Origin of the sequence: Paenibacillus sp. 7541 (genome assembly GCF_002276395.1) — a bacterium.
GTDB classification, from domain to species: domain Bacteria; phylum Bacillota; class Bacilli; order Paenibacillales; family Paenibacillaceae; genus Paenibacillus_AQ; species Paenibacillus_AQ campinasensis.
Genome location: NZ_NQLZ01000023.1, coordinates 34,226 through 55,055 on the forward strand (window position 1 = coordinate 34,226; position 20,830 = coordinate 55,055).

At 55.6% G+C, this 20,830-nt stretch carries 20 protein-coding genes and 1 riboswitch; of the genes, 14 read left to right on the top strand and 6 right to left on the bottom strand.

Features of this window, described 5'->3' with window-relative positions; translation table 11 throughout:
- The first annotated feature begins 230 nt into the window (after positions 1-230).
- Both CHH75_RS14650 and CHH75_RS14655 read left to right on the top strand, forming a co-directional pair.
- Positions 231-902 carry an NAD(P)H-binding protein gene (locus CHH75_RS14650; protein WP_095398541.1) on the top strand — a complete coding sequence of 224 codons (672 nt, stop codon included), beginning with the start codon at positions 231-233 and terminating at the stop codon, positions 900-902.
- An 84-nt stretch (positions 903-986) separates the two neighbouring features.
- Complete coding sequence (locus CHH75_RS14655; RefSeq protein ID WP_095265933.1) at positions 987-1,367, top strand: RidA family protein; 381 nt, start codon at positions 987-989, stop codon at positions 1,365-1,367.
- A gap of 107 nt (positions 1,368-1,474) precedes the next feature.
- On the opposite strand, the gene CHH75_RS14660 is transcribed toward CHH75_RS14655, so the two are convergent.
- Entirely contained in the window at positions 1,475-1,669 is a 195-nt protein-coding gene (locus CHH75_RS14660) for a PLDc N-terminal domain-containing protein (protein WP_095398542.1), read from the bottom strand.
- A 221-nt stretch (positions 1,670-1,890) separates the two neighbouring features.
- On the opposite strand from CHH75_RS14660, the gene CHH75_RS14665 reads away from it, so the two are divergent.
- The 3 genes from CHH75_RS14665 (at position 1,891) to CHH75_RS14675 (ending at position 7,048) form a co-directional block, all read left to right on the top strand.
- Positions 1,891-4,992 (top strand): DEAD/DEAH box helicase, encoded by a 3,102-nt coding sequence (locus tag CHH75_RS14665; protein ID WP_095398543.1) that lies wholly within the window; start codon positions 1,891-1,893, stop codon positions 4,990-4,992.
- 88 nt (positions 4,993-5,080) lie between these two features.
- A complete protein-coding gene (locus tag CHH75_RS14670) occupies positions 5,081-5,827 on the top strand; it encodes a hypothetical protein (RefSeq protein WP_095398544.1) in 747 nt (248 codons plus the stop codon).
- 366 nt (positions 5,828-6,193) lie between these two features.
- A complete protein-coding gene (locus CHH75_RS14675) occupies positions 6,194-7,048 on the top strand; it encodes a M15 family metallopeptidase (protein ID WP_095265936.1) in 855 nt (284 codons plus the stop codon).
- Between the two features lie 174 nt (positions 7,049-7,222).
- Here CHH75_RS14675 and CHH75_RS14680 read toward each other — a convergent pair whose 3' ends face one another.
- Positions 7,223-7,603 (bottom strand): hypothetical protein, encoded by a 381-nt coding sequence (locus CHH75_RS14680; protein ID WP_095265937.1) that lies wholly within the window; start codon positions 7,601-7,603, stop codon positions 7,223-7,225.
- Between the two features lie 391 nt (positions 7,604-7,994).
- Between CHH75_RS14680 and CHH75_RS14685 the strand changes: the two genes are divergently transcribed.
- From CHH75_RS14685 to CHH75_RS14710, 6 genes are all read left to right on the top strand, one after another.
- Positions 7,995-8,777 (top strand): zinc ribbon domain-containing protein, encoded by a 783-nt coding sequence (locus CHH75_RS14685; protein ID WP_095265938.1) that lies wholly within the window; start codon positions 7,995-7,997, stop codon positions 8,775-8,777.
- Between the two features lie 91 nt (positions 8,778-8,868).
- Positions 8,869-9,717 carry a TrmB family transcriptional regulator gene (locus tag CHH75_RS14690; protein WP_095265939.1) on the top strand — a complete coding sequence of 283 codons (849 nt, stop codon included), beginning with the start codon at positions 8,869-8,871 and terminating at the stop codon, positions 9,715-9,717.
- 188 nt (positions 9,718-9,905) lie between these two features.
- Complete coding sequence (locus CHH75_RS14695; RefSeq protein WP_095266050.1) at positions 9,906-10,208, top strand: hypothetical protein; 303 nt, start codon at positions 9,906-9,908, stop codon at positions 10,206-10,208.
- A gap of 55 nt (positions 10,209-10,263) precedes the next feature.
- Positions 10,264-11,367, top strand: coding sequence for a metallophosphoesterase (locus CHH75_RS14700; RefSeq protein ID WP_176475574.1), 1,104 nt, complete (start codon positions 10,264-10,266; stop codon positions 11,365-11,367).
- Between the two features lie 242 nt (positions 11,368-11,609).
- A riboswitch (purine riboswitch) is annotated at positions 11,610-11,710 on the top strand.
- Positions 11,711-11,856: 146 nt separating this feature from the next.
- Complete coding sequence (locus tag CHH75_RS14705) at positions 11,857-12,426, top strand: xanthine phosphoribosyltransferase (protein WP_095265941.1); 570 nt, start codon at positions 11,857-11,859, stop codon at positions 12,424-12,426.
- Positions 12,427-12,460: 34 nt separating this feature from the next.
- Entirely contained in the window at positions 12,461-13,825 is a 1,365-nt protein-coding gene (locus tag CHH75_RS14710) for a nucleobase:cation symporter-2 family protein (RefSeq protein ID WP_095265942.1), read from the top strand.
- Positions 13,826-14,003: 178 nt separating this feature from the next.
- Here CHH75_RS14710 and CHH75_RS14715 read toward each other — a convergent pair whose 3' ends face one another.
- The 4 genes from CHH75_RS14715 to CHH75_RS14730 all read right to left on the bottom strand — a co-directional run bounded on the left by CHH75_RS14715 (position 14,004) and on the right by CHH75_RS14730 (position 17,872).
- Positions 14,004-14,342 (bottom strand): DUF4870 domain-containing protein, encoded by a 339-nt coding sequence (locus CHH75_RS14715; protein ID WP_095265943.1) that lies wholly within the window; start codon positions 14,340-14,342, stop codon positions 14,004-14,006.
- Positions 14,343-14,453: 111 nt separating this feature from the next.
- Positions 14,454-16,406, bottom strand: coding sequence for an electron transport protein (locus CHH75_RS14720; protein ID WP_095265944.1), 1,953 nt, complete (start codon positions 16,404-16,406; stop codon positions 14,454-14,456).
- A 71-nt stretch (positions 16,407-16,477) separates the two neighbouring features.
- On the bottom strand, positions 16,478-16,753 hold the full coding sequence (locus CHH75_RS14725; RefSeq protein WP_095265945.1) for a transposase: 276 nt from the start codon (positions 16,751-16,753) through the stop codon (positions 16,478-16,480).
- A gap of 96 nt (positions 16,754-16,849) precedes the next feature.
- On the bottom strand, positions 16,850-17,872 hold the full coding sequence (locus tag CHH75_RS14730; protein ID WP_095398545.1) for a serine hydrolase domain-containing protein: 1,023 nt from the start codon (positions 17,870-17,872) through the stop codon (positions 16,850-16,852).
- Positions 17,873-18,213: 341 nt separating this feature from the next.
- Between CHH75_RS14730 and CHH75_RS14735 the strand changes: the two genes are divergently transcribed.
- The 3 genes from CHH75_RS14735 to coxB all read left to right on the top strand — a co-directional run bounded on the left by CHH75_RS14735 (position 18,214) and on the right by coxB (position 20,782).
- On the top strand, positions 18,214-18,402 hold the full coding sequence (locus CHH75_RS14735) for a hypothetical protein (RefSeq protein WP_095265947.1): 189 nt from the start codon (positions 18,214-18,216) through the stop codon (positions 18,400-18,402).
- Positions 18,403-18,588: 186 nt separating this feature from the next.
- A complete protein-coding gene (gene map / locus CHH75_RS14740; protein WP_095398546.1) occupies positions 18,589-19,344 on the top strand; it encodes a type I methionyl aminopeptidase in 756 nt (251 codons plus the stop codon).
- A 388-nt stretch (positions 19,345-19,732) separates the two neighbouring features.
- Positions 19,733-20,782: a cytochrome c oxidase subunit II gene (gene coxB / locus CHH75_RS14750; RefSeq protein WP_095265950.1), complete on the top strand. Its 1,050-nt coding sequence runs from the start codon at positions 19,733-19,735 to the stop codon at positions 20,780-20,782.
- Positions 20,783-20,830: the final 48 nt, after the last annotated feature.

Consider the following 20,830-nt stretch of genomic DNA (forward strand, 5'->3'; position numbering starts at 1 on the left):
CGGGTTAAGGCGAATAGTATGGGATGGGCAATGAATAGCGGATAGGCAGACAGATGACCTGGGCGTAGCCTGACATGCCAGGTCATGTTTGTTGTAGCAGGGGATGCGGTGTAGAATGAGTCGGAGAGCAAGATGCAGGCCATGCTGATTCCGTGCTGATGATACATAGGGCCTGCTTGGCGGTGGTGACCGTGTTCGGAACGATTGGGGAAAGGGGGATGCTAGGCGCTATGGGGCAAATTGCACTTGTGGTGGGAGCGACAGGACTTGTCGGCGGACTTGTTGTCAAGGAGCTCTTGCAGCAGGAGGAAATTGTGGAGGTGCGCGCTCTGGTTCGCAGGCCGTTTGAGATGACGCATCCCAAGCTGAAGGTGATGCAGATCGACTGGGATCGGCTCGAGATGTATACTGCGTTTTTTGCGGATGTTCATAGTGTGTACTGCTGCCTCGGAACGACGATTAAGCAAGCGGGTTCTCAGGAGCAGTTCCGCAAGGTAGATCTGGACTACGTCCTGAAGACGGCGCAGCTTGCCAAACGAAGCGGGGTGCGTCAATTTATGGCGGTTAGTTCGGCGGGCGCAAGCCCGAAGGTCCGCAATTTCTATCTTCGCACGAAGGGCGAGATGGAAGAGGGGCTCGCCAGCATCGGATTTAGCGGGCTGCATCTGTTTCGGCCGTCGCTGCTTCTGGGGGAGAGGACGGATACGCGATTCGGTGAGCGACTGGCAGCTGTGCTGATGACGTCGCTGGATGTCGTCTTTCGAACGCCGAGGCTGGCGCCTTATCGGGCGATCCCTGCAAGCAAGGTTGCCCGGTCGATGGTGGTGATCGGTCTGTCGAATGTGTCCGGCAGCCATGTATATACGAACGAAGTGCTGCATGTGCTCGGTTCGGAAGGCTAAATGTTCAAAGTCGTTTGCCAAGGTATGCCGATGGGATTACAATGAGAATACGTACAAGTTGTTGAATAGGGAAGGGGAATACGGATGAGCAAAAATATAATCTCGACCTCAAGTGCGCCAGGCGCTATCGGGCCTTACAGCCAGGCGGTGGAAATCAACGGGTTCGTCTACACATCCGGTCAGCTTGGCCTGAATCCGGAGACGGGCGAATTTGGAGCCGATGTGCAGGAGCAGACCAAGCTGTCGCTGCAAAATGTGAAGGCCATTCTCGAAGCGGCCGGAGCAAGCCTGGACCAAGTGGTCAAAACGACGGTGTTTTTGAAGGATATGAACGATTTTGCAGCGGTGAATGAAGTGTACGGAAGCTTTTTCTCCGAGCCGTATCCGGCGCGCAGTGCCGTGGAAGTGGCCCGTCTGCCGAAGGACGGACTCGTGGAGATTGAGGTAATTGCCGTTAAGAAGTAATGATCACACGCATGATCAAGAAGCTCTTGGCGTTAGGCTTATAGCCGCGCGGAGAGCTTCTTTTTTTGTGCCTGACGGGCGATTCTGCTGCATGCCATATCCTGACGCTAGCTGTTGCGAATCAGCAGATAGATAATGGGGCCGACGACAGGGAAAAACAGCATGCCGAGAACGACCAGAAGAGCGAACTCCGGGCTCCGTCCCATCCGGCGTGCATCGTTATAACCCCAAATACAAATGGCAATGTGAAGAAGAAATAATAAAGGAATAATCAATAATCCCAAGCTAAACATAACCGCCATGTTACATTCCCCCTAATCCTCTCGTTCATATCTGTAAAAGGATACGTATCATCCCACATCAGGTTGCATTTGTAACCGAACAGCACGGCGCCTTTGTTGCTGCGGAAGACGGTCTTTATCATCTTTTTATCGGCAGAATGTCCTGGAATGTTTTGAAAATAGGCGGTGATCGTATAAGATAGTAATAATATCTAAAAAGCAGGAAAAGACGGGAGACTATCATGAATCAACCGCTTTATGGCGTATGGTTAGGTGACGTATTCTTTTGTTTTTCGGGCGAGGTGTCAGAGCCGCGGGTCGATGCATGGAGCCGGGTGGTGAAGGCCCTTCGCCTTCAGGACGGAAGCCGTCCTTATACAGGCGCTGTTCTCCGGCTGGCCGAGCTGAGGTACCCGCTGCAGACCATGGAGCCCAAAAACGGAAGGCGGCCGGAACGTAAGCTGCTGGGCGGACGCATGCTGGAAGGACTGGCGCTTTCGCCTGCCGATGCATTCCGGATGCTGCTGTTCTTGGACAGCGATCACTATAGAAGCCAGGGCCTGGAGACGGGGGAGGAGATGCGATTTTGGGTCAAGGCGAGCCAATTTGCGATGGAGCTGCTGCTGCGCGGCAAATTGGCGCCGTCCTCGGCGGAGGTGCGCCCTACCGGCCGGCGCCGAACATCAACCGAGAGCATTCGGGCGGTATGGAGACCGCAGCTTGATGGGGAGGATCGGGAGCGGTTCCTGCAGCTTGCAGCCAATATGCCGCCGATATGCTTGGGGGCCCCGGCGGCCTTTGCGGGTCACGAGCCGGCGAGCCGGGAAGAAGCGGGGGCCATCGTGCTGCATTCTTTCCTGAGCGCGATCATCGACAGTGAATCCAGGCAATCGGTGCAGGAGCTGGAGAGCAAGCTGTCCGCTCATCTCGCTGCCTACAGGCGGGGACAATCCCCGCTGGTCGAGCTGTGGTGGAACAGTCTGCTTACGGTCAGCCGGGAAATTCCCGTTCAGGGAACGCCGGAAGAGATCGGCGGTCTGGTCAGCAGCGTGGAGGCAGTAAGCCAGGCGGGCATGCCTTATATGGAGGGAGAGGAATTGCCTCCTGAGGACGGAACCCTCCGGCTTGGTCTGAGGCTGGAGCCTCCGCTTGAACCTGGGGCCGAGGAGTGGCGGATCTCGTTCTGGGCTGGCAGCGTGGAGGATGAAGGCGTCTGGCTGCCTGCCCGAAGCATATGGGGCGGGAAGGAGCCGGATCGGATGATTCGGGGACGGGTGTACCGCAGCGTGCGCGACCAGTATTTAATGAGGCTTGGCGAGGCGGCAGAGCAGGCCCCGGATCTCGCGGAGGGCCTATTCGGACCGGCACCCGAAGGTGTCGTTATTCCGCTTGGCCGGCTTGCGTCTTTCATGAAGGAATCAGTTCCGCAGCTGACGGCCGGGGGAGTGAAGATCCAGATGCCTTCCAGGTGGACCAGAGAAGGCCGCCGCCGCGTCGGACTGTCCCTGAAGATGCAGCCGGATGCCAGGCTGACCGGGGAGGAAGGCGCAAGGCCGGTGCTCGGAATGAAGCATCTCGTGGAATTCCAGATCTCGGCCTCGATGGGCGGGCAGCCCATCACCCGGGAAGAGCTGCAAGCGCTGGTGCAGCAAAACCTGCCGTACGTGCAGTTCCGGGGAGAATGGATTGAGGTGGACCTGAAGGAGATCAACCAGGTCCTCCGGTTCATGAAGCGTCATGAGCAGGGGGAAATGGAGCTGGCCGAATGGGTCCATCTCGCCGCCGAACAGGACGGGGAGCGAATCTGGAAGGGGCTGCTGATCGAGGAGCTGGAGACGACAGGACTGCTGTCTTCGCTGCTGGCCGGCGATGGCTTGCGCGAGCTTCCGGAACGACCTGTTCCGGCTTCCTTGCACGGGGAGCTAAGGCCTTATCAGGAACGCGGCTTTCAGTGGCTCAGCCTGATGCGCGATATGGGATTCGGGGTCTGTCTGGCAGATGATATGGGACTTGGAAAGACGGTTCAGGTTATTACCTGTCTGCTGGACAGTACAAGGACTGCTGCAGGCCGGGGACCGGCGCTCATCGTATGTCCGACTTCGCTGCTTGGCAACTGGCAGCGGGAGTTCCAACGTTTCGGCCCGGATTTGTCGCTGTATATCCATCATGGGACCCGCCGCCTGAAGGGGGAGGCGTTCCAGGAGGAGGTCCGGGAGTACGACGTTGTGCTGACGACCTATCATTTGGCAGGGCGGGACGGCAGTGATCTGGCAGCCGTATCCTGGTCGAGCATCGTGCTGGATGAAGCGCAGTACATTAAGAATTACCGGACCAAGCAGGCGCAGAGTGTCATGAAGCTGTCAGCGCCTCACCGGATCGCCATGACCGGTACGCCGGTGGAGAACCGGCTGGCCGAGCTGTGGTCGATTTTTCATTTTCTCAACCCCGGTTATCTCGGCTCCTTCAACGGATTCCGGCAGCGTTACGCCGCAGGCGACGGGCAGCAGGAGCGGCTGCGTGAACTGCACAGGCTGATCTCGCCCTTCATGCTGCGCAGATTGAAGAGTGATCCGGACATCCGCAAGGATCTGCCGGAGAAGCTGGAGGTAAAGTCCTACTGCAGGCTGAGCGAGATGCAGGGGGCGATGTATCAGGCGGTCGTCGACGAAATGCTGGGGCAGATCGAGAATCGGACAGGTCTGGCGAGGAAGGGGCTGGTGCTGTCCTCGCTGACCAAGCTGAAGCAGATCTGCAATCACCCGCAGCTCATTCGCGGGGAGGACAGCCGCACTGTACGCATCGAGCAGTCGGGCAAGCTGGAGCGGATGCTGGAGATTCTGGACAGCATTGCCGATGTAGGCGAATCGGCGCTTATATTCACCCAGTATGTTGCGATGGGAGAACTGCTGGTCAGCGTGCTCACCCGGAGGTACGGGAAGCAGCCGCATTTCCTGCACGGCGGCGTAGCCAAGCGGGACCGCGACGAGATGGTTCGGGCCTTTCAGGCGGGCGAGGGCTCCGAGTTCTTCGTGTTGTCCCTGAAGGCCGGCGGCGTCGGGCTCAACCTGACCCGGGCCAACCATGTGCTTCACTATGACCGCTGGTGGAATCCGGCGGTGGAGAATCAGGCGACGGACCGCGTGTTCCGGATCGGGCAGCATCGTGATGTGCAGGTGCACAAGCTGATTGCCCAGGGAACGCTGGAGGAAAGAATTGATGAGCTGATCGAGCAGAAGAAGGCGCTGTCTGAGCAGGTGGTCGGGTCAGGCGAAACCTGGCTGACCGAGATGTCGGACCGTGAACTGCGCGAATTGATCGAGCTGCAAAGTCAGGATTGGCTGTAGCTGCAAGTGAAGGCAAGAGCCTTCTGGCAGCGGTAGAACCCAGGCCCCGAGAGGAGTGCCTGGAAGCTTAAGAGGAGGTTGTGCCACCATGGAGCAGCAGGAAGCCCCTGAGCGGGGACAGGTGAGGCTGGATTTCACCCCAGGTCTGATCAAAGGGGCAGTTCAGCGCGCGGATGATGAAACCGAATCGGCGCTGGTGGAGGTTCCGGTGGACGTGCTGACACCGGAAGCCAAGCAGGCGCTGGTGGAGCGTCTCGGCCTTCGGCCGCTGACGCTGTACCGCCTGCTTGCCGGGCGTCCGGCCGCCGAGGCGGACGCCGGGCTTCCATCGCCTTCGCTTGAAGGCGATGGATCGGCCGCGCGCTGCTCCTGCGGGCGCGCTGCCTGCAGCCATGCCGCCGCCGTGCTGGATGCCGCACGGCAGCGGCTGGCAGCGGAGCCGCTCCAGCGGCTGGCGCTGCTGGGGCTGCCGCGTGAGGCGCTGCTGGCCGGCGTCTACGACGCCTGGGGCCAGACGGCCGGGAACGCGGCAGGCGGCTCCGCCGACGAGGCGGCCGCACGGGCCAAGGAGAAGGGAGCGCCGCTCCCTTCTCCAGGCGAGTGGCTGGCCGAGGCGGCGGCCGAGGGCCGGCTGCACCGGCCCGGCCCGCAGCTGGATGAGGTGGAGGTGCGGCTTTCGCCGCCGCCTCCACCGGAGGAGCTGCGCCCGGCCGGGGACTGGGCCGGGCTGCTGCCGGGCGTGCGCGGCGCCTCCAAGGCGCTCGGCCTGGTGGTCCGCCAGACGGCGGCCCGGGCCGAGCAGCTGCGCCGCCAGCTGCCGCGAAACGGCGACTGACCGCCGTTTCGCGGTCCGCGCCGCGAGGGCCGGGAGCGGCGCCCATGCCGCAGGAGTGCCCGGCGCCCATGCCCCGGCAGGGCGGCCCATGCCGCAGGAGTGCCCGCGCCCATGCGCTGGCAACGCGGTCCCATGCCGCAGGTACGCCCGGGGCTGAACGGCCTCGGCAACGCGGCCCATGTGCACTCGGCGCCCATGCCGCAGGTGTGCCCGGCGCCCATGCGCTGGCAACGCGGCCCGCGTGCCCCCAGCCTCTCCCCAGCCCGCTAGAGCCCATCAATGACATGAAATGATGGTTTGTCCTCACATTTCGATATGAGGTACAATGGGGAGAGGAAACAATTCATTTGAAGGGAAGAGCGGCAGATGAGCGCAAGAAGAACAAGTTGGACAACCCTGCTGCTGTCATCGCTGCTGGTAGCGGGAATGGTGCTGGCTGGCTGTCAGTCGAAGGATGCCGGGTCAGGGCAGGAGCAGGGACAGGAGCTTCAGTCGCCTGCCGGGGAGCAGCAGGAGAATACGATCCCTGAGGGTGAGGCAGGAGCGGACGATGTGCCGTCCGATCCGGTGATGGCGAAGCGGACCGAGAATGCGCTCCAGGCTACCGTGAAGGAAGAAGGCGGCAAGCAGGTCGTTATCAACGCTGAAGCGATCCCGGTCGTGGTGAACAAGCAGCGGAGCCTGCCGGACGGCTATGCGCCGAGCGATCTGGTAGAGCCGAATGTGCCATTCTCCTTTGACGAAGCGCATGAGAAGCGCCACATGCGCCGGGAAGCGGCGGAGGCGCTGGAGGAGCTGTTTGCAGCTGCCCAGGCCGACGGCATTGAACTTCGCGCCGTGTCCGGCTATCGCTCCTATGAGCGCCAGAAGGTGATATATGAGAACAATGTGCGGACCAAGGGTGAGGAAGAGGCGTCGCGCGTCAGTGCAGTTCCGGGGACGAGCGAGCATCAGACGGGACTTGCCATTGATGTATCCAGCCCGAGTGTCGGCAATGCGCTGGAAGAAGTATTCGGACGTTCAGCGGAGGGCCGGTGGCTCGCCGAGCATGCGGCGGCATTCGGATTCATTATTCGTTATCCGGAAGGCAAGGAAGGCATTACCGGCTACGTGTACGAGCCTTGGCATATACGGTATGTCGGAAAGGACCTTGCGCCGGATATTGCCGACAGCGGATTGACGCTGGAGGAATATTTCGACGAGTCGAATATCAAACTGTAATTCCAGGTCCGAAGAACTGTATGGAAAAAGGGACTGAAGTCTACCCTCATCAGGGACTTTATGTACTTGCGGTCTCCTTGTTCAATCGCTAATGTTGAATTGGAATCCGCAAGGTTCGGGCATATGAACGTGTTGAACTGTCATAAATCCCGGAGCATCCGCTCCGGGATTTTTTCAATTCTCCGGCGGTTTGTTCGTCGGTGAGCCGGCGTAGCCGGGATGGTCATAGCCGGTATCGTTCATTTTGTCGATGATGTTCATATCATTAATCAGTTTGCGGCTGTTCTCATCGCCATGCTCATAGAGGAAGCTGTACAGCTCGATCGTCCGGTCGTCGAACTGCTTGGCCGCATCATCATGATCTGCGGACTTATAGGGGACAAAGGTGCGCCGAAAGGCGTATTTGTCGCTTTTTGCCACATCGTTCAGCAGATCGCGAAGCCTGGTCAGCTCATCCTCGCTCAATCGGACGACAAATTCAACGGATTCATGCGGAGTTTCTTGGATTAAGTTATGTTTGACCGAAACATAATAGGTCGTTTTCTCGTAATTCATATCAAATCCCTCCATTTCCGCATCTGTCGATGGGTTTGTATATGTTTACACGCAATCGCGCAGGGCTGAATCAGCGAAAGTGGCACGGGGATGCTTGTCGGCTTGCCTGGGAATCCCTCCCTTTTTCCAAACGGGAAGCAAATTTGGTATGATAGGTACACGGAAAAGCCCCGCAGCTTCGGGTCTGGCATTTTTACGGGAAAAATGACGGATGATGACCAGTGGGCTTCCCATCGGCAGCGATAGGCGAGGCGATTCAGTACGTCTGTCTGATCTGGCCTGAAGCGGCCCGAATCGAAATTGAAGTGATTGCCTGGAATATGTAAATAAGACCGAACATATATCGGAGAATATTGGAGAAACGGACTAGCGATAGAAAGGGATGAGACGGATGAAAATTTTGCAAAGACTGAAGGATGGAGCCAATAAAGCGACGGAGAAAGCGCAGCATGTGGTGGAAATCAACAAAATGAACAGTCAGATCGCTGAAATAGAGCAACAGAAGAACGCTTATTTTCAAGAGATGGGCAAAGTGTTTTATGAGGGCTACCGATCCCAGGATATGTCGGTCGCCGAGAAAGAAATGGTTGAACTGGCACAGGTCTGTGACGGTTTGCAGGAGCAGATTCACACGCTGCGCAACCGGATTGCCATTATGAAAAACGAGCGGCTGTGCGAGTGCGGGCGTGTCGTTGGACTGGATGCCAACTTCTGCCCATACTGCGGGAACAAGCTCGAGAAGCTGACGAGAAACGAGCCTAAGCCTGAGGCGCAGCCGGTGCAGAGGGAACGGGAGCGGGTGCTTCCGTTTGAGGATGAGCATGAGCATGAGGAAGAACATGCGGTGCAGGAGCGATTTGAATACCGTCCGGTGTCAGGGCCGGCAGAGCCGGAAGCCGAGATCGATCCGGAGGTTGAGGTCGATCCGGAGCAGCTCTTCAGAGAAGAGGAAGAACGCGAACGGGAACGCCGTCACCTTGAGGAGCTTGAGCGGGAGCGGGAGCGGCAGCTGGAATTGGATCGCCGCATCCGTTTCTGGCAGGAGAACAATCAGTTTCAGGACCAGAAGCCGGACGAGGAGAGTGCGCGCGATACGGTGAAATGCCAGATTTGCAGCGTTGATCTGGCCAAAGGCTCCAAATGGTGTCCGCGCTGCGGGGCGGAACAGATCTGAGCGGTAACGGGGACTGCCATATTGCGCAGCTAGCACGAGCGGTGTGTGCGGGTGAAGTTGGCGTTCAAGCATCTTTGGGGGGACTGGGTTAATGGAACAACTACTGCATCATTTGCGCAATCTGGGTTTTACCGAAATTGAGTCGAAAATTATGGTCGATCTGGCTGAGCATGGACCGGCCGGAGGCTACGAGGTAGCCAAGCGTCTTGGCGCTTCCCGCTCGAATGTATATGCGGCCATGCAGCGCCTGGAGCGTCAGGGAGCGCTGGAGCGCATGTCCGGGGAACCGCTTCGTTACCGGGCGCTCAAGCCCGAGGAGCTGACCCGGACGATCTCGATGCGGGTGGAAGCGTCGCTCGCATTCGTGGAGAAGAGCCTGCCCCGGGGAGCCGGAGCGCCGTTTCTGAGCATGGAAGGGGACAAGGCGGTGCTCGATATTTTGTCCCGCGAGATTGGACGTGCCAAGCGGGAAATTATCGTGGACGTATGGCGGGAGGAAGCGGAGCTGCTTCGCGAACCGCTTGCCGAGGCGGAATCCCGGGGGGTTAGGGTGGTTTGGGCCTGCGACGGTCCGGACCACGGACTGGCCCGGACGCTGGCTTGGTCCGGCTGGGATGACCTGGGTGCGCGGAGCCGCGGCGGGCGAAAGTTCTCGTTCGTTGTGGACCGCAGCTGGTGCATGCTCGGCATGCGCGGCGGAGAACAGGAGACCGGCGCGGTCATTACCGAGCATCCGGTCATGGCGGAGATGCTCCTGCATCACTTCACGCAACAGATGGTGCTGTTCCATCTGGAGCAGGATATGGGAGAAGAGCTTGAAGAGCGCTACGGCCCGAATTTTGAAAACATCCAGCGCGAGTATATCTCGTCCGGTTTTGTGGAGGACCGCGGTATCGATCAGCGATCTGATAAACCGGCAGAAACAGAATCTGAGGAATGAAGTGTGGAAGTGACTTTTGTCACTTCCAGTTGCTTTTTTATAGCGTATGCTGGGTATAGGGGAATATAGCTGGGAACCGGTCCTGGCATTGTGCGGGATTCGCCCCATGTTCCCTGAATGAACGCTGCTCCGGCAGGAGATCATGAATAGGGATGGACACTGGAAGAGGAAGGGAGCTGTTATACAACATGGAATGCATCGTCCGTTTTACAGTGAACCATGCAGAAGGGCCGAAGAAGCTGCGCGGACTTATTTTCGTTGATGAGGGAAAAGCGCCGAGCACGGACCAGCTGCTGGATATGTTTCGCGATTTGGAATATGAGGTCGTGCCCGATGAGCAGGACGAGCTGTTGTTCAAGCCTGTGAATTCGAACGAGACCTACCATTCGATTCGGGTGAACGAGCTGGATATGGGTCAGGAGAAATACACGGAAGACCGCAATCTCAAAGCGATATTGAATAATCTGCTGCCGAAGCAGAGAGGATTGTAAAGATGATCTCCTCCGCCTTCTTTGATATAATATTTATTGGCGGAAGGAGATGGAGATGTTTATATTTATAGCGATTGCAATGCTTGCTGTTTACGGTCTGCTTGTCTATTATGTTGGTCGAAGCGTATGGAAGTGGGTGAACCCGCGTCCATCCCTGGTGTTGAAGATCATTTATGCGGTGGTTCTGGCCGTGGTGGCGACCTCGTTTATTACAGGCCGCTTTATCGGGAGCGTACCGCTTCTAAGCATGATCGGCTCGTACTGGATGGCGGTGTTCTATTTGCTGATCATTCTGATACCGGTTATGCATATTGTGCTGCTGCTGCTCAAGCTGACCACGTTGCCAAGACATACGGTGCAGAAGGCCGCAGGCTACGCCGTGCTGGTGCTGCTGATCGGCCTGATCAGCTACGGATCCTACAATGCCTACAGCCCGGTCGTGCGTACATATGAAGTGAAGATTGAGAAGAATGCAGGGGGGCTGGACAATCTGAACGTTGTCCTTGCTTCGGACATGCACTTTGGCCTGCTCTCGGGCAAGAGCCATGCAGAGCGGATGGTGAAGGAAATCAACGCCCTTCAGCCGGATCTCATCCTGTTTCCCGGGGACATTATCGACGATGATCTGGACGCGTATTTGCGCCAGGGCATTGACGAGGTTCTGACGGGTCTTGAGGCCCGGTACGGCGTGTATGCTTCTCTGGGCAATCACGACCGTGATCCGGTTGGAATGCAAGCGTTGATTGACACTTTGGAACGCAGCGGGATGACGGTGCTCTATGATGAATCGCTTGTGGTGGAAGATCAATTGACGCTGGTCGGACGCAAGGACTACTCGGATCGTAACCGGTCTGATATGGCGACGCTGATGCAGGATGTGGACCTGTCGAAACCGGTGATTGTGCTCGACCATCAGCCGAATGCGCTGCAGGAGGCCAGAGAGCAGGGCGCCGATCTGATCGTTTCGGGCCATACGCATCGCGGCCAGGTCTTCCCGGCTCATCTGATTACCCGAGCCTTGTTCGAGAACGATTACGGCTATATGCAGCAGGGATCGTTTCATTCGATTGTCACTTCGGGATACGGCTTCTGGGGACCGCCGATTCGGCTCGGTTCGCAATCGGAGATTGTCATGATCCAGGTTGCGTTTGAAGGATAGCGTTGAAGTATAGAACGGACCGATTGTTTATCGGGAAGATAAGAAATCGTTTCTTTGGCCTGGGGGCTGTGCTCCTTTATGGCTTAAGAAGCGGTTTCTTTTTTTGTGTGGAATAGTTTGGAAAGATGGTTTTCGCAAATTTTCACTTTATTTATTCATAGAGAAGCGGTATACTTCTTTCATTCGGATATAACACGTTCTGTTACTTTAAGCGATGAGAGCAAGGTTGTAATCTAAAGCTCTATCATAATAGTACATCTTCTCGTATATGTGCAGGGATTGGCCTGCATGTTTCTACCCGATCACCGGAAATGATTGGACTACGGGATATTGCAGCGCGGCGATCAGCAGCAGCCTTGTATTTCGGGCTTCGTGTGGATCAGCCGTTGTGTCTGCTTTAGCCCATGGATTCCTTTTTTCGGAGACGGAGAGGATGAAGATGGGCTTTTTTGCTTTTGGGAATGTGGACAAGGATGAAGGGGGAGCATCATGCAATTACTGCAAAACAAAGTTAAAGAGGAAGGTATTGTGCTTAGCAATCAGGTTCTGAAGGTCGATTCGTTCCTGAATCACCAGATGGATCCGGTGTTGATGCGGGAGGTGGGCAAAGAGTTTACACAGCGCTTCAAGGAGCACAACGTCACGCGGGTATTGACCATTGAGTCCTCGGGTATTGCACCGGGCATCATGACCGCGCTTGAGCTGAACGTGCCTCTGATCTTTGCGCGCAAGCAGAAGTCGCTGACGCTCCGTGAAGATATATATGTCGAGAAGGTGTACTCATTCACCAAGCAGGAGAGCAACGAAATTACCGTCTCCAAGAAATTCATCAATCCCGGCGACAAGGTGCTGATCGTGGATGACTTTCTTGCCAACGGCGAGGCAGCTTTCGGTCTGGCCCGGATCGTGGAGCAGGCGGGCGCTGAGGTTGTGGGCATCGGGATTGTCATCGAAAAAGCATTTCAGCCGGGCGGACGTCTCTTGAGCGAAGCCGGTTATCGTGTCGAGTCCCTGGTCCGTATTGCATCGCTTGAGGATGGGAAAGTGACATTTGCATAATCCAACCATTTCATTCAGAAGGAGTTAAGAAATCATGGAAGAAGCGAAGCAAGCGGTGACAGAACCGATTTTTGATAAGAATCGTGCACCGGGCAAAACCATTTCCCTCGGGATCCAGCACGTGCTGGCCATGTATGCCGGAGCGATTATCGTTCCGATAATTGTAGGCAATGCCCTCGGACTGACGACCGAGCAGCTGACCTACCTGATCGCGATTGACCTGCTTGCCTGCGGGGTAGCGACCCTGCTGCAGGTGTTTGGGAACAAATATTTTGGCATCGGGCTTCCCGTGATGCTCGGCTGTGCATTCCAGGCGGTTGGTCCGATGATTATCATCGGCATGCAGTACGGAATGTCGGCGATTTATGGCGCGATTATCGCATCCGGATTGTTTGTGGTGTTATTCTCCGGCTTGTTCGGGAAGCTGATTAAGGTGTTCCCGCCGGTCGTGACCGGATCGGTCGTGACGATCATCGGTTTGACGCTCATTCCGGTGGCCTTGACGGATCTTGGGGGCAGCCAGAATGCCGGCGATGAGTTCGGGAGTGCCTTGAATCTGTCCCTCGGCTTTGGCGTGCTGCTGTTTATCATCCTTATGAATCGTTTTGCTAAAGGGTTCCTGCGCTCGATCTCCGTCCTGATCGGACTGATTCTGGGGACGCTCGCGGCTGCTGTGTTCGGGGGGCTGGATCTTGCTCCGCTGAAGGAAGCCGGATGGTTCCGCGCTCCGCAGCCGTTCTACTTCGGAACGCCGACATTTGAACTGATGCCGATCGTGACCATGATTCTCGTGGCGATTGTCAGCGTGGCAGAGTCGACAGGCGTATTTATGGCGCTTGGCAAAATCGTCGGTCGCGACATCAATTCGAAGGATCTGACCCGCGGCTATCGCGCCGAAGGAATTGCCATTGTGGTGGGCGGCTTGTTCAACTCGTTCCCGTACACCACCTATTCGCAAAATGTCGGGCTTGTACAGATGAGCCGCGTAAAAACGCGCGACGTCATCGTGGTGGCCGGCGGCGTGCTGGTGCTGATCGGACTTATCCCGAAAATCGCTGCGCTGACGCACCTGGTTCCACCTTCGGTTCTGGGCGGCGCGATGGTTGCCCTCTTCGGGATGGTCGTGTCCTCCGGAATCCGGATGCTGGGCGATCAGGTGGACCTGAACCGTCATGAGAATCTGTTCATTATCGCTTGTTCCGTCGGCGTCGGCCTGGGTGTGACCACCGTGCCGGAACTGTTCGCCAAACTGCCGGATTGGATTCGCATTCTGGCTGATAACGGAATTGTGGCAGGAACGGTCACAGCGATCGTGCTGAACCTGCTCTTTAACGGCCTCAAATCAACGCCGCCTGTCCGCAAGGAAGATGAGGAAGCGCTGGAGGGGAAAGTAGCCTGAAGGCACGAGCAGGCACTGTAAGACATACCGGTTCGGCGAATCCTGCCTAACCGGAGAACGGCCAGAAGCCGGCAGAATTCGTTCTGCCGGCTTCTCTGTGTTCACCCGGGTGCATTCACCCTGAAGAGGGAAGAAGAAAGTGCTGTTTGTCCATCGCCGCATCCTGGGCATGCGGCTGCTATAACCGCTGGATCTGCTGCTCGGCGAAGGGGCCGATCCAGGGCAGCTTGAACCATTTGCCCTGGAGCGCATTGAAGATAAGGATGAGCCACATTAATACGCCAAGCAGGGCGAGCAGCGCCGAGGCCAGCAGGCCGATAATCGGCACGGCGCCGGCCAGTACGTGGGCCATGCCCAGTATGCCGTAGGCGAACAGGGATTGCAGGGCATGGAACATGACGTAGCGGCTTCTTTTTTCAAGGGAAAGAAACAGTATCCCTCCGACCATCGGGAACAGATAGCATAGTGCAGCCGCCAGGTTTTCGGGAAGCCCTGTGGACGATTTAAAGGGTGACATTCATACCAGCTCCTTGTCTTTAGAACACTTCATAGGGCAAGTCTTATACCTTAACCATATGAGCGTGTCGGACAAAGTATGATGATATGCTGAAGGCCTATGCTCCCTGTTCTACTTGAGCTTCAGGTTGAGCAGGTATTGAATGAGCGCATCCTGCTGCTCCTTCGTGTACCCCGTGGATTCATCCACCCAATATTCATGCCCCTGCCCGGTGACACTCGTATCCTTCAGCCGTTGATCCTCACGGTTGGCTTTCACTACGAGCTCGCGCAGGTTTCTGTCCACCATCGCTTTGAGGCTGTTGTAGGGATCGGGGGAGATTCCTTTCATCAGGGTTGCGGAAACCCCCACCTGCGTCAATTCCGGACCGACCGCTACGCCTCCGTCATGAAGATAGGGTGCGGACCAACGCAGTCCGATCAGGCCCTTGACTTTATAGCCACCGCCGGTGTTCTTGTGTCCGAGCCCCAGCGTCAGCTGATCCGGTTCGACATCGCCGGATGGCACCTCAACCACTTTGGCATCCTTTGGCAGAGGCACCGGTGTGTCCGGAGGATAGAACAGGGACTTGCCGAAATCGTTCTCTGTCGGAAAGAATGCCCGCGCACGGGCGGGTTCCGTGCCGATTTCCTTGACCGGCAATATCCGGTGGTTGTTGAAGGCGTCTCCTGCGTGGCAGGTGATGCACTGCGCTTTCCGGAAAATTTCCTTGCCAAGCGCCAGCGTCTCAGGCTTGGGTGTTTGTTTCGGCACAGGAGGTCTGATGACGTTCTGGTAGGCGGACATAGCGTTCACCTGCTCGCCGACCTTGTAGCCGGGCGTGTTGACGTACAGACCATTGGGGGCAAACGCCGATACTTTCGGGTAATTCGGAATTTTGATGACTTCATTGGCCCCGGCGGTGCCCGGGTTGGGGTCAAGCGTATCAAAAAACACCGAAGGCTTCATACCGCTTTTCGGATCGTATCGGTATTTCGGATTGGCGGCATTCTGCAGAATCGTGCCCACATAGACCTCTTTATCTATGCCAAAAAAGCTGTCGCTGACATCCATCTGGCTTAGCGAATCGGTGTTCTGGGCATGCACATTGTTCGTGAACGAGCTGAGCCCCTTGAACGGGCCGATCGCGGCAAATCCGCTCCAACTGTACGGATAGTCGCCCTTGGTGAACATATCGGGAATTTGCGTAATATCGCTGATCAAATCCACCGTTGTGTCAAAGTAACCCGGCGCCCATTTCACGAGATTGTCGTCAACGGCCTTCTCCAGCAGCTGGGCATCCGGCAGCGCTTCCTTCCCGCCTTTGGAGTTGGGAATTAAAGGGCTGGAGTCCTTTACATACTGGACCAGATTGTCAACATCGGTATGCGTGAAAAAAGCGGCGCTATTCGGTGCCAGTGCAAGAACGAGCCCCAGATTCAGATCGGCGTTGGGGGCGCCTTCGACCAAGCGCCCTGTCTCGTCGTTCACCGTCGCATGACAAGCCATGCAGGTGACGCCGACCTTGACGCGGCCTTCCTGATACTTTACGGTCAGGCCGACCGGCATATAGGAGCCTTTTGCCACATCGAATCCGGTCTTGATGATATCTCCTTTTTTAAAGGAAAGGCCTCCAACCGTAATATCTTCTTCCAGCGCTACCTCCAGGTTGCTCGTTCCCGCCCCCTTCAGCTTGGCAATCGCCTTCGAGATGCTCTTGATCGTTAACGGACCGCTGACGATGCCAAGCACATCGGAGAGAAAGATCTCATTGCCGAATGATTGCTCGTACAGTGTCTTTCGGCCAAGCTCAAGCATATCGGGGGTGATTTCAACGGCGCCATCGTCGGGAGACAGTGAGGAAGGAGAGGGCTGCCGGGAGTCCGCGTGAAGCTTGACCGACTTGCCCCACACATCGAATTGCCTAACCGGGCCATGCTGCGATGAGCGAAGCTCAGGCTTGTTCTCCAGCTTGCCGATAGGAGGGGTGTAGGAATATTCAGGTTCCAGCAGATAAAGAGTGAGCCAGACTGCGCTTATAGCCAGTACCGGGACGATAAGCCACAGCCATCTGGATTTTCTCATATCGGATCATCCTTTGTGAGCAGGCTTATGCGTATCGTGTGAACGCTCTGCTGTTCCTTGATCGAGAAGAGCTAGTCCACTTCAACATGACGCATTGGAGATTCTGCGTTGACTTGCGTATCCGGTCCTTTTTCTTTGCGGACCAGACGTTCGTCGGTTCTTCCTTCATGGTGGTTCTCAAAATCGTATTCGGTCAGATGCCAAGCGGTTGACCCTCCCTGTGGATCAAACGGGAATCTCTCCCCGCGCTTCAAATATTGTTCCCGGCCCCACTCATTCGTGTAGGTGCCGTCAACTTCAACCTCATCTCGTGAAATCGGGGGCAGATCTTTATCTTTACCGGACATGTTATCAAACTCCTCTCATTCATTTATAAAGAAATCATATATGGCATAAAGTAACCATAATGGAGCATTAATATCCGCTCAAAGCCATGCCGGAGCTCAATCAGGCTGCATGGCTTTCAAAATATACCGCTCCAGCAGCATTCTCGGATTTCTCCAGCGGCTGACCCTGCTGTCGGCTGTGAAAACAACAACAGCGTCCAGCTCCGGAAAGAGATACATTTGCTGTCCGCCATGCCCGTGGGCCAGGGCATAGCTGAACCCTGAGAGCTGTCCGTTCCACCATTGATACCCGTAATCGCCGAAAGCGCCGTACCCTTTGGTTTGAGGCGCAAGGGCTTCCTCGAGCCAGTCGGAGGGGATGACGGCCTGCTGATTCCAGCGACCGCCCTCCAGGCAGCATACACCGATTTTGGCCATATCTCTTGAAGTCAGATACAGGCCAACATGACCCATCGAGTGCCCTTCCGGGCTCGGGGACCAGACGGCGTGGCGAATGCCGAGGGGGCTGAACAGATGCCGGGTCGCATAGGCGTGTGCGGGAATGCCTGTGCTCTCGCTAATGACAACGGACAGCAGATAGGAGTCGATGCTGCGGTACTGGAACTGGCCGATCTCCGCTTCCTGGATCGGGAGGGACAGAGCGAAGGCTGTCCAGTTCCGGGAGCGGTGAAAGCGGCGGATGAGCGGCTCGCCGAGTTTGGTGCCCGTCTGCCAGGCGAAGCCGGAGGTCATGGTCAGCAGGTGGCGGATCGTAATCCGGCCGAGCATGGGCGAGGCGTGCGGCGGCACAAACCTTGATAGTACGGAAGAGACGGATGTTTCCAGTGGCGGAAGCTCTCCGCGTGCATTTGCAATACCGGCAAGCAGGGATGTCACGCTTTTGGTCGCTGATCGGAGATCATTCAGGGAAGCGAGCGCATGACCGCCATAATAGCGCTCATAAATCAGCTTGCGGTGGCGGATGAGCAGGAAGCTGCGCATACGGGGATAACGCTCATGGATGAGCGCATCGGTCTTGTCCAGCATGCGGCGATCGACAGCGCATTCCTCTGGATCCGCACACGAAATAGAGGGGACGGCCTCCGGAGGGCAGATGAATAAAGAGCTGGGAGCATCCATGATGAACCTCCTTTCCGATTGCAGGCTTGGGCAATTCTTAGCCATATCTTAACCAGAAGACGGCTGAATGCTTGCATAGGATGCCGATCTAAAAAAATCAGCCTGGAAAAACATTTTTTGGGAAAGATGAAACAATCCGAAGAATATGATACAATAAATTAATGATTCAGCTGTTTGCTTTCAGGTTATTGTAGTGTCAGGTGCATTGGTAAGTTGCTGAATATCAACCTAATCGTTCACCACAAGAACTGCAGTAAGGCTTCACAACTCAATTTAAGGTAGATCTTTTCGGCATTCTCTAAACGGAGCAGTTTATTTCCACGTTTTGGGAGGGATCCATCATGGCAACGAAAGGTCACAATGAGGTAAAGGAAAGTCTGCGGGAAATGACACGAATTTTCCGGCCTAAAGATCCGAAAAAATTTGTAAAGGAGTACGTCCGGAAATATCATATTATGGGAGGGTACGAAGAAGAGCTCACTCTCGTCGTGGAGAACGAGTTGGGTAAATTAAATTCCTCTGTTTCGTAATATTGATTGCACCTGGATAAGCATCGCTGAAAGCATCATGTAGACATTGATTTTATGGTTTGAACCATTTGGTCTTGAATATGGTTAACCGTTTTTGGGGTGAATGCCCTGGAAACGGTTTTTTTGCTTTTTCCTTGCATATATTGGTTAGAAGTCAATTCAGAAGGCGAGGGGAAGCAAGTCAACATGGGAAAAGTAACGCTGAAGAGTGCGGAGGAGATCGGCTATATACGGCAGGCAGGTTCCTTACTGGCGGCATGCCATCAGATGATCGCCAAGCGAATCAAGCCGGGGGTGACAACACTGGAAATCGACCGGCTGGTGGAGCAGTACCTGGAGCGTGAAGGGGCTTATCCGGAGCAGAAGGGATATAAAGGGTATCGCTTCGCGACCTGCGCATCGGTCAATGAAGTGGTGTGCCACGGTTTTCCGGATGATCGCCCGCTGGCGGACGGGGATGTCGTAACGATAGATATTGTGGTGAACAAGAACGGCTGGCTGGCCGATTCGGGCTGGACCTATGAGGTTGGACAGGTGGCACCGGAGGTTAAGCGGCTGATGAACCGGACCAAGGAAGCGATGTACAAAGGTATCGAGAAGGTGCGCCACGGCGTTCCGCTGGGTGATGTCGGTCATGCAATGGAGACCGTGGCAGAAGAGGAAGGCTACGGTATCGTTAAAGCGCTGGTCGGACACGGCATCGGTCGAAGCCTGCATGAGCCGCCGGATGTGCCGAGCTTTGGAACACCGGGGAAGGGGCTCATGCTGAAAGAGGGGATGGTCATCACCGTGGAGCCCGTATTTACGCTCGGTCCGACAGGAGCTGTATACTGGGGCGATGATGGCTGGACGATCACGTCCGCGGACAGAAGCGTCGGCGTTCAATATGAGCATACCGTCGCCGTGACGAGAAATGGCCCCATCATCTTAACGGGATTATAAGATGATGAAAAATATAGCATAATGAATAGGAGGATCTTCAGTGCCGATTATGGGGCGAGAAGACCCTCCTTGCTCTATGATTGCTGGAGCGAAAGTTCGGGTAAACAGTGAAAGGGCAATCAAAGGAAGAAACGAATGTCGAAAAAAGGCGAAAAGGGGGTTGGATCGAGGGTGGAAGCGATTGCAAACCCGCGTCTGGCGCGACTTTGACGACTTTTCGAACAATTTGTGAATTCCCTGTGAATGATTGACAAAAGTTACCCATGAACTTATATTTAATAAGTGATTGTTTTAATTGACAGGATTACTTCATCCGTGATTGTGCAGGTAGATTACCGCTGTTTGCGCCGGATGGTAGTCTACGAAAATCGAAAAGTGGGGTAGATCAATGATGAAACGGTGGCAGGCAGTAAAGCGTCTTCTTCCCTTGTTAGCCATGTTTGCTTTGGTGTTATCCGGCTGCGGTCGCGAGGATCTGTCGGTCTTGAGACCACAAGGCCCGGTAGCGCAGGGCCAGCTGGATTTAATTAAGCTCTCCATTTCGATCATGGTTGTCGTTATGGTTGTGGTATTTGCAATTGCTGCTTACGTACTTGTAAAATTCCGCAGAAAAAAGGGACAAGACGAAGTACCTGAACAGGTTGAAGGGAACTTCAAACTGGAAGTGATTTGGACGGCGATTCCGCTGCTTCTCGTGCTTATCCTTGCAGTTCCTACCATTCAAAAGGTATTTGCATACGACCAGATTGATTGGAACGATCCGGAGGCCGTGAAGGTAGAGGTTACAGGACACCAGTTCTGGTGGGAATTCTATTATCCTGACCATGATATCAGAACAGCGCAGGAGCTTGTTATTCCTGTAGGCAAGAAAATTGCATTTCAATTGAAAACAAACGATGTGCTTCATTCCTTCTGGGTTCCATCTCTTGGCGGTAAGAGAGACACGAATACGGAGGGCACAGTGAACTACCTGACGCTGATTGCCGATAACGAGAATACATACATTGGCAAGTGTGCGGAGCTGTGCGGTGCGTCTCACGCTTATATGGAATTCCGGGTGAAAGCGGTTGATGATGCTACGTTTGATGCATGGGTTAATGCATTCAAACAGCCGGCCGTGCTTCCTGCAGATACGGAGCTTGCTGAGAAATTCAGAACCAACTGTCTTTCCTGCCACGCTGTGGGCGACCAAGGTGGTCCGATTGGACCGAGCCTGACCGGCATCGGATCGCGTGAGACCATAGCAAGTATCTTGCTGAACGATATAAGCGGCGCAGAGGGCAGCAAGCCGGTAAAAGACAACCTGGTGGAATGGCTGATGGACCCACAGGCTGTTAAACCTGGCAACACGATGCCTGATCCTAAGGATCTCGGATTCAGCGACGAGGAAATCGAGCAGATTGCTGAATACCTGGCCAATTATAAGTTGGATTATTAATACAGCAAGAACTTTTAAAGGGGGTACACACCTTGGCTCATGCTCATG

Excerpts from the sequence above, each read along its gene's own strand:
- CHH75_RS14730 (WP_095398545.1), bottom strand. The coding sequence starts at position 17,872 with ATGGATGCTCCCAGCTCTTTATTCATCTGCCCTCCGGAGGCCGTCCCC.
- CHH75_RS14685 (WP_095265938.1), top strand. The coding sequence starts at position 7,995 with ATGAAAATTTTGCAAAGACTGAAGGATGGAGCCAATAAAGCGACGGAG.
- CHH75_RS14725 (WP_095265945.1), bottom strand. The coding sequence starts at position 16,753 with ATGTCCGGTAAAGATAAAGATCTGCCCCCGATTTCACGAGATGAGGTT.
- CHH75_RS14650 (WP_095398541.1), top strand. The coding sequence starts at position 231 with ATGGGGCAAATTGCACTTGTGGTGGGAGCGACAGGACTTGTCGGCGGA.
- CHH75_RS14710 (WP_095265942.1), top strand. The coding sequence starts at position 12,461 with ATGGAAGAAGCGAAGCAAGCGGTGACAGAACCGATTTTTGATAAGAAT.
- CHH75_RS14720 (WP_095265944.1), bottom strand. The coding sequence starts at position 16,406 with ATGAGAAAATCCAGATGGCTGTGGCTTATCGTCCCGGTACTGGCTATA.
- CHH75_RS14715 (WP_095265943.1), bottom strand. The coding sequence starts at position 14,342 with ATGTCACCCTTTAAATCGTCCACAGGGCTTCCCGAAAACCTGGCGGCT.
- CHH75_RS14665 (WP_095398543.1), top strand. The coding sequence starts at position 1,891 with ATGAATCAACCGCTTTATGGCGTATGGTTAGGTGACGTATTCTTTTGT.
- coxB (WP_095265950.1), top strand. The coding sequence starts at position 19,733 with ATGATGAAACGGTGGCAGGCAGTAAAGCGTCTTCTTCCCTTGTTAGCC.
- CHH75_RS14680 (WP_095265937.1), bottom strand. The coding sequence starts at position 7,603 with ATGAATTACGAGAAAACGACCTATTATGTTTCGGTCAAACATAACTTA.
- CHH75_RS14705 (WP_095265941.1), top strand. The coding sequence starts at position 11,857 with ATGCAATTACTGCAAAACAAAGTTAAAGAGGAAGGTATTGTGCTTAGC.
- CHH75_RS14670 (WP_095398544.1), top strand. The coding sequence starts at position 5,081 with ATGGAGCAGCAGGAAGCCCCTGAGCGGGGACAGGTGAGGCTGGATTTC.
- CHH75_RS14735 (WP_095265947.1), top strand. The coding sequence starts at position 18,214 with ATGGCAACGAAAGGTCACAATGAGGTAAAGGAAAGTCTGCGGGAAATG.
- CHH75_RS14655 (WP_095265933.1), top strand. The coding sequence starts at position 987 with ATGAGCAAAAATATAATCTCGACCTCAAGTGCGCCAGGCGCTATCGGG.
- map (WP_095398546.1), top strand. The coding sequence starts at position 18,589 with ATGGGAAAAGTAACGCTGAAGAGTGCGGAGGAGATCGGCTATATACGG.
- CHH75_RS14700 (WP_176475574.1), top strand. The coding sequence starts at position 10,264 with ATGTTTATATTTATAGCGATTGCAATGCTTGCTGTTTACGGTCTGCTT.
- CHH75_RS14675 (WP_095265936.1), top strand. The coding sequence starts at position 6,194 with ATGAGCGCAAGAAGAACAAGTTGGACAACCCTGCTGCTGTCATCGCTG.
- CHH75_RS14690 (WP_095265939.1), top strand. The coding sequence starts at position 8,869 with ATGGAACAACTACTGCATCATTTGCGCAATCTGGGTTTTACCGAAATT.
- CHH75_RS14660 (WP_095398542.1), bottom strand. The coding sequence starts at position 1,669 with ATGGCGGTTATGTTTAGCTTGGGATTATTGATTATTCCTTTATTATTT.
- CHH75_RS14695 (WP_095266050.1), top strand. The coding sequence starts at position 9,906 with ATGGAATGCATCGTCCGTTTTACAGTGAACCATGCAGAAGGGCCGAAG.